The 10579-nt window shown below is 72.6% G+C and carries 11 protein-coding genes and 2 pseudogenes; all 13 read right to left on the minus strand.

Features of this window, described 5'->3' with window-relative positions; translation table 11 throughout:
- Positions 1–697 (minus strand): hypothetical protein (locus JNW91_RS25860; protein ID WP_203177974.1); only part of this gene is annotated, 697 nt, incomplete at its 3' end.
- A gap of 42 nt (positions 698–739) precedes the next feature.
- Positions 740–1684: an RluA family pseudouridine synthase gene (locus JNW91_RS25865; protein WP_203177975.1), complete on the minus strand. Its 945-nt coding sequence runs from the start codon at positions 1682–1684 to the stop codon at positions 740–742.
- The gene (gene lspA, locus JNW91_RS25870) at positions 1681–2298 is read right to left on the minus strand and encodes a signal peptidase II (RefSeq protein WP_203177976.1); all 618 of its coding nucleotides are present in this window, start codon (positions 2296–2298) and stop codon (positions 1681–1683) included. The genes JNW91_RS25865 and lspA overlap by 4 nt, the downstream gene beginning before the upstream one ends.
- Positions 2299–2362: 64 nt before the next feature.
- The gene (locus tag JNW91_RS25875) at positions 2363–2782 is read right to left on the minus strand and encodes a TraR/DksA family transcriptional regulator (protein WP_007463005.1); all 420 of its coding nucleotides are present in this window, start codon (positions 2780–2782) and stop codon (positions 2363–2365) included.
- 226 nt (positions 2783–3008) lie between these two features.
- Positions 3009–4508: a potassium/proton antiporter gene (locus JNW91_RS25880; RefSeq protein WP_203177977.1), complete on the minus strand. Its 1500-nt coding sequence runs from the start codon at positions 4506–4508 to the stop codon at positions 3009–3011.
- Positions 4509–4530: 22 nt separating this feature from the next.
- Complete coding sequence (locus JNW91_RS25885; protein ID WP_203177978.1) at positions 4531–4836, minus strand: DUF167 domain-containing protein; 306 nt, start codon at positions 4834–4836, stop codon at positions 4531–4533.
- 11 nt (positions 4837–4847) lie between these two features.
- Positions 4848–5556, minus strand: a pseudogene (locus tag JNW91_RS25890) (hypothetical protein).
- Between the two features lie 79 nt (positions 5557–5635).
- The gene (locus JNW91_RS25895) at positions 5636–6439 is read right to left on the minus strand and encodes a DivIVA domain-containing protein (RefSeq protein WP_139586062.1); all 804 of its coding nucleotides are present in this window, start codon (positions 6437–6439) and stop codon (positions 5636–5638) included.
- 44 nt (positions 6440–6483) lie between these two features.
- On the minus strand, positions 6484–6789 hold the full coding sequence (locus JNW91_RS25900) for a YggT family protein (RefSeq protein WP_030334503.1): 306 nt from the start codon (positions 6787–6789) through the stop codon (positions 6484–6486).
- Positions 6790–6819: 30 nt separating this feature from the next.
- Positions 6820–7512: a cell division protein SepF gene (locus JNW91_RS25905; protein WP_203177979.1), complete on the minus strand. Its 693-nt coding sequence runs from the start codon at positions 7510–7512 to the stop codon at positions 6820–6822.
- 191 nt (positions 7513–7703) lie between these two features.
- Positions 7704–8447 (minus strand): YggS family pyridoxal phosphate-dependent enzyme, encoded by a 744-nt coding sequence (locus JNW91_RS25910; RefSeq protein WP_203177980.1) that lies wholly within the window; start codon positions 8445–8447, stop codon positions 7704–7706.
- A 9-nt stretch (positions 8448–8456) separates the two neighbouring features.
- Positions 8457–9571 (minus strand): annotated as a pseudogene (gene ftsZ, locus JNW91_RS25915) (cell division protein FtsZ).
- A gap of 247 nt (positions 9572–9818) precedes the next feature.
- A partial coding sequence (locus JNW91_RS25920; protein WP_238425711.1) for a cell division protein FtsQ/DivIB occupies positions 9819–10579 on the minus strand: 761 nt, incomplete at its 5' end.

A 10579-nucleotide genomic window follows, 5' to 3' on the forward strand; every position in this document is an offset into this window, starting at 1 on the left:
GGGCCGCCACACCGCGCAGCACCTCGGGGGCCGCCCGGACGACCGCCGCGTAGACGCAGGCGCAGCCGGTGCGGTACGCCGCCGCCTCGGCGGCCGCCACCTCGGCCCCGTCGGCGTACCGCACGCGCAGTTCCCGCTCGTCGGCGCCGTCGCCGGTCGTCGCGGCGGCCCGCGCCCGGTAGTCGGCGGCCTCGGTGTCCTTACGGGCAGCGACCTCCGCCATCCCGGCGACGACGTCGTCCGGCACCCGCAGCGCGGGGATCCTGACGATCTCGGTCTGGCGGCCGGGCAGCGGCACCCGGCCGAAGACCGTCGAGACCGGAACGTCGCCGAGCACCTCCGCCAGTCGCTGCGGCGGCAGGTACGCGTCGAGCGTGACCAGCGCGTAGGTGTCGGCACCGACGGCCGGGGCCGCGGTGGACAGCGCGGCCAGGTCCGCCGCCGCCGAGCGCAGGTAGCCGGGGACGGAGTCGCCGTCGGCCACCCCGACCCGGGTCACCTCGCCCACCGTCCGGTCGCCGACCGGGGCGTCGTCGGTGGCCCAGACGGCGGTGCCCAGCACCGCCGCCATGGAGAACAGCGCGGCCCAGGTGAGCACCCCGGACCGGCCCGACCGGTCACCCAACCGTGCCACGCCGCGGGTCAGCGGCGGCAGCAGCCGTTGGTCCAACTGCCGCAGCAGGTCGCCGGCGCGCACGGGCGGGATCCCCTCGTCGGGTCGGTGTCGGGCGGTCGCCGCTCAGTCGCGCAGGATCTGAAGCGCACGGTCCAGGTCGTCAGGGTAGTCGCTGACGAACCGGACCTCGTCCCCCGTTCGGGGGTGCAGAAAGCTCAATTCGCGAGCGTGCAGCCACTGTCGGGCCAGTCCGAGACGGGCCGAGAGGGTGGGGTCGGCACCGTACGTGAGGTCACCCACGCAGGGGTGCCGCAGGGTGGAGAAGTGCACCCGGATCTGGTGGGTGCGGCCGGTCTCCAGCCGCACGTCGACGAGGCTCGCCGCCGGGAACGCCTCCAGGGTGTCGTAGTGGGTGATGCTCGGCTTGCCGCCGGAGACCACCGCCCACCGGTAGTCGTGGGTGGGGTGCCGGTCGATCGGCGCGTCGATGGTGCCGCGCAGCGGATCGAGGTGCCCCTGCACCACCGCGTGGTAGCCCTTGTCCACCTCGCGGTACTTGAAGGCCCGCTTCAGCGCCGTGTACGCCTGCTCGCTCTTGGCCACCACCATGATCCCGGTGGTGCCCACGTCGAGGCGGTGCACGACGCCCTGCCGCTCGGCGGCGCCGCTGGTGGAGATGCGGTGCCCGATGGCGGCGAGGGCGCCGATGACGGTCGGGCCGGTCCAGCCGGGGCTGGGGTGCGCGGCCACGCCCACCGGCTTGTCCACCACCACGATGTCGTCGTCGGCGTACACGACCCGCAGACCGGGCACCGCCTGCGGCACCACGGTCGGCGGGGCGACCGGGGCGGGCAGCGTGACCTCCAGCCAGGAGCCGGCCTTGACCTTGTGCGAGTTGGCTCGGACGGCGCCGTCGACCAACGCGTCCCCGGCGTCGACCAGGGCCGCCGCGGCGGTACGGGAGAGCCCGAACAGGCGGGACACGGCCTGGTCCAGGCGCATCCCGTCGAGGCCGTCGGGCACGGGCAGGGAACGGTGGTCGCCGCCGGCGGCGAACGCGGAGGTCATGCCCGCTCCCGCTGGTCGGCGGCGGCCTGGGTGGCCTCCGCGTCGGTCGGGTCGCCGTCGCGGCCGGCGCGCCGGCCGTCACGCTGGCGGCCGGTCAGCTCCAGCAGTACGGCCAGCAGCACGCCGCAGACCAGCGAACTGTCGGCCAGGTTGAACACCGGCCACACCTGGCCGTACGGGTCGAACAGGCTGATCATGTCGACCACGTGTCCGTGGAACGGGGCGGGTGCCCGGAAGATCCGGTCGACGAGGTTGCCCAGGGCGCCGCCGAGCACCAGGCCCAGGGAGACCGCCCAGGGCAGCGAGCGCAGGCGCAGCGCCATCCAGACGATCCAGCCCACCACGCCGATGGTGATCAACGGAAAGATCCAGGTGTGGTCCGAGCCGATGCTCCACGCCGCACCGCTGTTGCGGGTGAGGCTCAGGTAGACCAGCCCGCCGAGCAGCCGGACCGGCTCCCGGTCGGTCAGCGCGGCCAGCGCGAGGTGCTTGGTGACCAGGTCGGCCAGCAGGGCCACCAGGGCAACCCCGGTGAGGATCGCGACGGCCCGGGGCCGGGGCTTCCCGCCGCCCGGCTCGCTGCGGCCGGGTTCGGCGGACGGTACTGCGGTCATGCGCTCCCCATCGACAGTCTCGGCGGTGATCGCTCACCGTCTCATCGCCGCCGGGGAGCGGACCTCAGCGCCGCTCCTCCAGCTGCTTGCACGTCACACACAGGGTGGCCGACGGGAAGGCGGCGAGGCGCTCGACCGGGATCGGGTTGCCGCACCGCTCGCACCAGCCGTAACCACCCTCGTCCAGGCGCTCGAGGGCGCGCTCGACCTGCGTGATCCGTTCCAGAATGCTGTTGGCGAGTGAGATCTCCTGCTCACGCTCGAACGTCTTGGTGCCGGTGTCGGCCTGGTCGTCCCCGGCCGAGTCGGTCAGCCGATCGCGCTGCAGCTCGGTGATCTCGCTCAGCGTCTGATCGTACTCGGCGCGAAGCTCGTCCCGCCGCGCCGCCAGCGCCGCGCGGATCTTCTCGGTCTCCGCCGCGCTGCGGGTGGCCTTGGCCACCGGCTTGCGGCCGGCGGTCCTCGTGTCGGCTGGCTTCGCCATGGGTCGCTCCCTCGGCCGCGGAACCGCGTGGTCCGCGGTTCCTGGTCAGGGGGCGCCAACCAAGGGCGTCCCCTATGTACGAAAAGGGGCGCACGGCGACGATGGCCGCGCACTCCGGAGGTTGGCAAGAATACGGAACGTACAGGCGTCCGACAACGTGCCGCACCGTCGTCCCGTTTAAGTGCCCCGAGCCCTGCCTAACTGGGGCAAAAGGAACGCTAGCAGATCAACCGTCGGAGTCCTCCCCGTACTCACCAAACCATCGGGCCAGCCGACCTCGCCGGCTGACCGCCCGCAACCGCCGTTCGGCGGCGTCGCGCACCCCCGCGGTGGCGACGATCAACAAACTGTCGCCGGTCTTCAGACGGGTGTCCGGGCCGGGCACGAAGCCCACCCCGTCGCGCAGCACCAGGGTCACCGAGGCGCCCAACGGCAACCGCAACTCGTCGACGTGCACCCCCGCCAACCGGGAGCCCTGCGGCACCTCGAGCTGGAGCAGGTCGGCCCGCATCCGCTCCAGCGGGGCGGTCTCCACGTGGATCTCGGTGGCCTCGGCCGGCGCGGTGATCCCCAACCGACGGGCCAACGGCCCGAGCGTCCCGGTCTGCACCAACGTGAAGATCACCACCAGCACGAAGACCGCGTCGAAGAGACGCTCCGCGCCCGGCACCCGCTCGGAGAGCGGAATGGTCGCCAGCACGATCGGCACCGCCCCGCGCAGCCCGGCCCAGGACAGGAACGTCTGCTCGCGCAGGCCCACCCGGAACGGCACCGCCGACGCCGCCACCGACAACGGTCGCGCCAGCAGCACCAGCGCCAACCCCGCGACCACCGCCGGCAGCACCGCCGCGTCCAGCCGACCCGGCGAGACCAACAATCCGAGCAGCACGAACAAGCCGATCTGCGCGAGCCACGCCAACCCGTCGGCGAAGCCGAGGATCGCCCGCCGATGCGACAACCGGGCATTGCCCAGCAGCACCCCGGCCACGTAGACGGCGAGGAACCCCGACGCGTGCAGCACCGCGCCCGCCGCGTACGCCAGCACGGTGATGCCCACCGCCGCGATCGGGTACAGACCGGCCGCCGGCAGCGCCGCCCGGCGCAGTGCCCACGTCCCGGCCACGCCGGCGCCCACGCCCACCGCGGCCCCGACCGCCAGCTCGTAGGCGACCAGCCCGGCCTCGTACCACCACGGGTGCGCCCACCCCGAATGGGACAGCAACACCACCAGCAGCACCACCGGGGCGTCGTTCATGCCCGACTCGGCCTCCAACGTGGCCACCAGCCGCGGCGGCAGGCGCAGCCGACGCAGGGTCGCGAACACTGCCGCCGCGTCGGTGGACGAGAGCACCGCGCCGTAGAGCAACGCCAGCCGCCAGTCCAGACCCAACAGCAGGTGTACGGCGACACCGACGACCAGGATGCTGACCACCACGCCGACCGTGGAGAGCGCGGAGGCCAGTCCGAGCACCGGACGCAAGGTGCTCCACCGGGCGGTCAGGCCGCCCTCGGCGATGATCACGATCAGCGCGCAGAACCCGAGTGTCCGGGTCAGCTCGACGTCGTCGAAGCGGATACCCAGCCCGGCCTCGCCGATCGCCACACCCAGCGCCAGGTAGACCAGCAGGCTGGGCACCCCGAGGCGGGTGGAGAGCCGAACCGCGCCGACCGCGACCAGCAGCACGCCCGCACCGAGCAGCAGCGCGATGTCCAGCCCCGGTGTCACCGCTGCCCGGCCCGAACGTTCCTCACTCGACGGATCCGTCGCGCAGTCGGCAGAGCAGCCCGGACGCCTCCGGGCCGGGCCGGTCGACGAGGAAGAGCTTGTCCCGGCTGGCCGCGCCGGCACGCAACGACACCGCGGCCGGCCGCACACCCAACGCGCCGGCGAGGGCCCGACGGGCCGCCTCGGTGGCCCGACCGTCGACCGCCGGCGCGTGCACGGCGATCACCAGAGCCGGGCCGTGTGGTCCGTCGAAGCGGCCACCCACCCGGTCCCGGGACACGCCGGGCTTCACCCGTACCGCCACGGTGAGCGTGTCCTGGGCGGGCACCGGTCGCCGTTTCAGATCGGTCGGACGTCGGCGAGCAGGACGGTGGCCGGCGTGCAGCGCGCGCACGGAGTGAAGCCCAGCTCGACCGCCTCGGCGACCGGCAGCGTCTCCGCCACCCGGCCGACCAGGTGCGGACAGCGGGCGAGGTGGTAGCGAGGCCGGCCGTCCACCACCTCGACGGGATCGGGCAGCCGAGCCACCCGGGCCGCCTCGGCGGGAGTGACCGGCTGGGCGGCCGGCTCGTCTTTCAACGCGTCGACGGCCGATGCCGCGTCCGACGGCGCCGGACTCACCGGCCGCGACGACGACGACGCGTCGTCGGCCGGGTGCACGAACGGTGCATCCCGGTCGACCGACGCGTCGAAAGGTGAAGCGTGGTCGGCCGGCGGCTCGGGTGGTTGCCGCCACCCGGTGCCGCCGGAACCAACCGTCGAAGGCATGTGCTGCACCGGCACGTCCGGCTCGACCAGCGGCGGCCCGTACGCGACACCCGACGTGGCCTGGCTGGCCGTGCGGGGTGCGGCGGCGGTGCGCCGGCCGGTCCGGCTCGGAGCCGCCATGGCGCGGTTGGCGGCTGCCTGGCGGCGCCCACCACCAACGCCACGGCGCCAGCAGGCTGGCCGCGATGGAGATGATCAACATGATGCTGGAGCCCCCGGCCAGGCCGAGAACCAGCAGCACCACCGCGACGAGGATGAGCAGGAGACTCGCGACTATCACGGCTCACCCCCGCCGCTTCGTACCGTCCAGGCGGGGCCGGCGACCGTCACCATTGGCGGACGCGATCGCCGGCCGGTGCTCAGCGTCCGGCTTCGAGGGCGCCGGAGCGCCCGCCGCCGTACGAACCGGCGAGACCCGCGGCGGCCAGCCCGTTGCCACCGGCGACCCGGCCCGCCTCGGAGCGGGTCATCTCGGCCTCGAGGCCCTGGCCGCGACCGTCGAGGTCGCGCAGCTGGCTCTCCAGGTAGGCCTTGAGGCGGGTGCGGTACTCGCGCTCGAACTGCTTGAGCTCCTCGATGTGCTTCTGCAGCGCCGTGCGCTTGGCGTCCAGGCCGCCCATGGCCTCCTGGTGCCGCTGGCGGGCGTCCCGCTCCAGAGCGTCGGCCTTCGCGCGAGCCTCGCGGGTCACCTCCTCGGCCTTGCTGCGAGCCTCGGACAGCAGCTGGTCGGCCTCGCGGCGCGCGTCGGACACGTGGTCGTCGGCGGTGCGCTGGGCCATCATCAGGACCCGCAGGGCCTGCTGCTCACCGTCACCGGTGACACCGGCCGGGCCGCCGGTCGCGCGGACCTGCTCCAGCTCGGCCTGCATCGCGCGGGCAGCCTGCTCGGCCGCCGACTTGTCGCGCTGCACCCGGTCCAGTTGAGCCTTGACGTCGTTGAGCTCCGCCGCCAGTCGGGCGTCGCCGCCGGGGCCGGCGGGGGCACCGCCACGGCCGCCGCGCTCCACCTGGGCGCGCAGCTCGTTGTTCTCCTCGATGAGACGGGCGAGCTCGCGCTCGACCTCGTCCAGGAAGGCGTCGACCTCCTCCTCGTCATACCCCCGCTTGCCGATCGGCGGCTTTTTGAAGGCGACGTTGTGGACGTCGGCCGGGGTCAGCGGCATCGAAACTCCTCGGGTCAGTTGCGGCCGCGAAAGCGCGTCGGTCATCAGGCAGATGCCCTGATCGACGGCCCTAACACGAACTCCATCAGCACGAACAGGATAACCAGGAGCACAAGGGAGGCCAGGTCGATGCTCACGGTACCAATTCGCAGCGGAGGGATCACACGCCTCAACGCGTTGAGAGGGGGATCAGTGACGCTCCACACGGATTCCAATCCCGCCGATGCTCCACGCCCCGGCTGCCACCGGCGGCCGTACTGCAGGACGGCGCTCAGCACGAACCGGGACAGAAGAAGCAGCAGGAAGACATAAAGGATCAGGTACAACACTTGCAGCAAGATCGACAACACGGTCAGCGACGTCCCTCGGGTCGGGCGGGATCAACTCAGACTGAAAAAGCCGCCCTCAGCGATCTTGGCCTTGTCCTCAGCGGTGACCTGGACATTGGCCGGTGAGAGCAGGAACACCCGATTGGTCACGCGCTCGATCGTACCGCGCAGCCCGAACGCCAGTCCGGCGGCGAAGTCCACCAGACGGCGGGCATCGGCCTCGTCCATCTCGGTGAGGTTGATGATCACCGGGACCCCGTCGCGGAAATGCTCACCGATGGTGCGCGCCTCGCGATAGGTGGTCGGGTGCAGCGTCGTGATCTGGTAGCGCTGCTCCTCCTCCGGCACCACCACCCGCTCACGGGTCGTGGCCTGCGGCGCGAGGGCCAGATTGTCCCGGGTGTGATAGGTCAGCGCGCCGGAGGTCTCACCGGCCGACGACCGGGTGATCGACCGCACGCTGGACCGCTCGACCCGCTCCGGACGCTCACCGTCACCGCGGTCGGACTCGCTGACCCGCCCGTTCGCCCGCTCGGACAGCCGACCCCGCTCACTGCTGCGCGGCCGGGGAGCCGGCGGCTCCTCGGTGTCGTCGTCCTCGTCGGCGAACTCCTCGGCGTACCGACTCTGCCGGTACCGCGAGTCACGGTAGCCACCCTTGTCGTAGCCACCGTCGTCGTAGGCCCGCTCGTCGTCTTCCTCGACCAGACCGAGCCAGACCCCCGCCTTGCGCAGTGCACCCATCCCGCGCCCTTCCGTCCGCCGTGCGGCACGCGCCCCCGTGCCATGTCGCCCGTCGCGAGTGGACAACCATGCCCATCGGACCGGAACGGCAATCCCCTGACACGCGATTCGCGTCGCATGTCACGACCCCCCGACAAGGAGACGCCGTTCCTGAAACAACACTGATGTAATTTGCTTGTCTCGCGGTCAGGCTACCGCAGCGTGGAGCGCATTCCGAGCAACGCGCTACCGACGCGGACATGTGTCGCGCCGTATCGGATCGCGATTTCCAGGTCGCCGCTCATTCCCGCGGACAGGGCGCTCGCTCCCGGATGGAGTGTCCGGAACGCCTCGGCCACCTCGGCCAGCCGCTCGAAGGCCCGTTCCGGAGGCCAACCCAGCGGCGCCACGGCCATCAGGCCGGCCAACCGCAACGACGGCGCGCCGGCCACCGCCTCGGCCACCGGCTCCAACCCGCTGTCCGGGTCCGCCGAACCGGGCACCGCCCCACCCCGGGCCGGGTCGCCGTCGATGCTCACCTGCACCAGGGCCTCCAGCGGCCGCTCCCGGTCCGCGGCCGCAGTGGCCAGCGCCCGGGCCAGCCGGACGCTGTCCACGGAATGCACCACGTCGGCGTAGCGGACCACCGAGCGGGCCTTGTTGCGCTGCAACTGGCCGATGAAGTGCCAACGCGGGCCGGCCCCGGCCGCGGCCACCTCGGCGGCCTTGCCGGCGGCCTCCTGGTCGCGGTTCTCCCCCATGTCGGTCACCCCGAGCCCGGCCAACGCCAGCACGTCCCCGGCCGGGTAGGTCTTGGTCACCGCGATCATCGTGACCTCGGCGGGATCCCGGCCGGCGTCGGCGCAGGCGTCGGCGATCCGCGCCCGGACCTGGGCCAGGCCGGCCGCGAGTTCGGCGCGCCGGTCCGGTCGTACCGTGGCTGAGCTGTCGGTCATCGGCGGAGCTCAGGACCCGTTCTTGAGGAAGTCGGGCACGTCCACGTCGTCGAAGAGCACCCGACGCGGCGACTGGGTCGGCGCCGGCATGGTGGTCGCGCCGCGACCGGAGCGCTCTGCGGCGCCGGCTGGTTGGTGTTCGTCTTGCGCGCCGGCTCGGCCGCCTTGTACGCGGGCGTGCCACCGTCGAAGCCCGCCGCGATGACCGTCACCCGCACCTCGTCGCCGAGCGCGTCGTCGATCACCGCGCCGAAGATGATGTTGGCGTCCGGGTGGGCCGCGTCGGTGACCAGCTGCGCCGCGTCGTTGATTTCGAACAGGCCCAGGTCGGAGCCACCCGCGATGGAGAGCAGCACGCCGCGCGCGCCGTCCATGCTCTGCTCCAGCAGCGGGCTGGAGATGGCCGCCTCGGCCGCCTCGACCGCGCGGTTCTCCCCACGGGCGCTGCCGATGCCCATCAACGCGCTGCCGGCGCCGCTCATCACGCTCTTGACGTCGGCGAAGTCCAGGTTGATCAGACCCGGGGTCGTGATCAGGTCGGTGATGCCCTGCACACCGGAGAGCAGCACCTGGTCGGCGGTGCGGAACGCGTCCATCATGCTGATGTTGCGGTCGCCAAGCGCCAGCAGCCGGTCGTTCGGAATGACGATCAGGGTGTCGCACTGGTTGCGCAGTTCGTCTATCCCGGACTCGGCCTGCACCTGGCGGCGCTTGCCCTCGAAGGAGAACGGCCGGGTCACCACGCCGATGGTCAGCGCGCCGAGCTTGCGGGCGATGTTCGCCACCACCGGCGCGCCGCCGGTGCCGGTGCCGCCGCCCTCACCGCAGGTCACGAACACCATGTCGGCGCCCTTGAGCACCTCCTCGATCTCGTCGCGGTGGTCCTCGGCGGCGTTCTTGCCGACGTCCGGGTTGGCGCCCGCGCCCAGCCCACGGGTCAGCTCACGGCCGACGTCGAGCTTGACGTCGGCGTCACTCATCAGCAGCGCCTGGGCATCGGTGTTGATCGCGATGAACTCGACGCCCTTGAGCCCAACCTCGATCATCCGGTTGACGGCGTTGACGCCGCCACCCCCGATGCCGACGACCTTGATGACCGCCAGGTAGTTGTGCGGAGGTGTCATCTCCGGTCCTTTCCCTTCGAGATTGGCTTCGGCCGACCGGGTACGGCGTGGCCAGCCCAGCGGCCGACGACAGCTGTCACCAGCGAGGATCAGAGGTGAACCCTCACCCTCTACTAGAGGCTTACAGTTATGTCAACCACTGATCCTCTTCGGGGCAACGTAAGCGCCGCCGCGCGATGAGCCAAGGACCCGGCCGGCGTGTCGCCGCCCGGAGCGCGACTCGTCACCCCCGGCGCACGCTGCCCGGTCAGCGAAAGGTCACCACGTCCGGTGCGCTCACGTCGATCCGGTCGGTCTCCTCACCCAGCAGCGCCGTGGCCACCCGGGCCTTGTCCGTACCCCGGGTCGCATCACCCCAGACCACCGTCCGATCCCCGCGCAGCCGCAGGCTGATCCTGGCCAGCCCCTCCACGGTCACATCCACCAGCTCGGCGCGCAGTTGCGGAGTCAGCGCGACCAGCACCTCCAGCGCGGCGCGGGTGTCCGGGTCGTCGCCGGCCGGCCGCGCCACCCTGACCAGCGGCAGCTCGGCCGGCCGCCGGGCCACCGTCCGGAACGCCACTCCGCTCCGGTCGATCAGCGTGAACGCCTCCCCCTGCGGCACCGCCGCCACCGGGGTCCGCTCGGTCACCCGGACCACCAACGCGCCCGGCCAGTCCCGGGAGACCGTCGCCCGTTCCACCGGTGCCAGCTTGCCGACCCGACGGGCGGCGGCGGCCAGGTCCACCCGGGCCAGCGGCACCCCGTCGGACACCCCGACCGCGTCGCGCACCTGTACCGGGCTGACCAGGCCGGCACCCTCCACCCGCACCTCACGGACACCGAGCAACCCGGTGCCCAGCACCGTCCACGCGACCAGCCCGGCCAACGCCAGCACCCCCGCGGCCACCGCCCACGGCAGCGCCGCGCGCATCCGGCGCTGCCGGGCACGGGCCATGAACCGGCGCGTCGACGGCGGCACCGCGTCGCTGCCCGCCCGGACGAGCTGCCACCGCCGCACCGGTCCGC

Origin of the sequence: Micromonospora parastrephiae (assembly GCF_016802865.1) — a bacterium.
GTDB classification, from domain to species: domain Bacteria; phylum Actinomycetota; class Actinomycetes; order Mycobacteriales; family Micromonosporaceae; genus Micromonospora; species Micromonospora parastrephiae.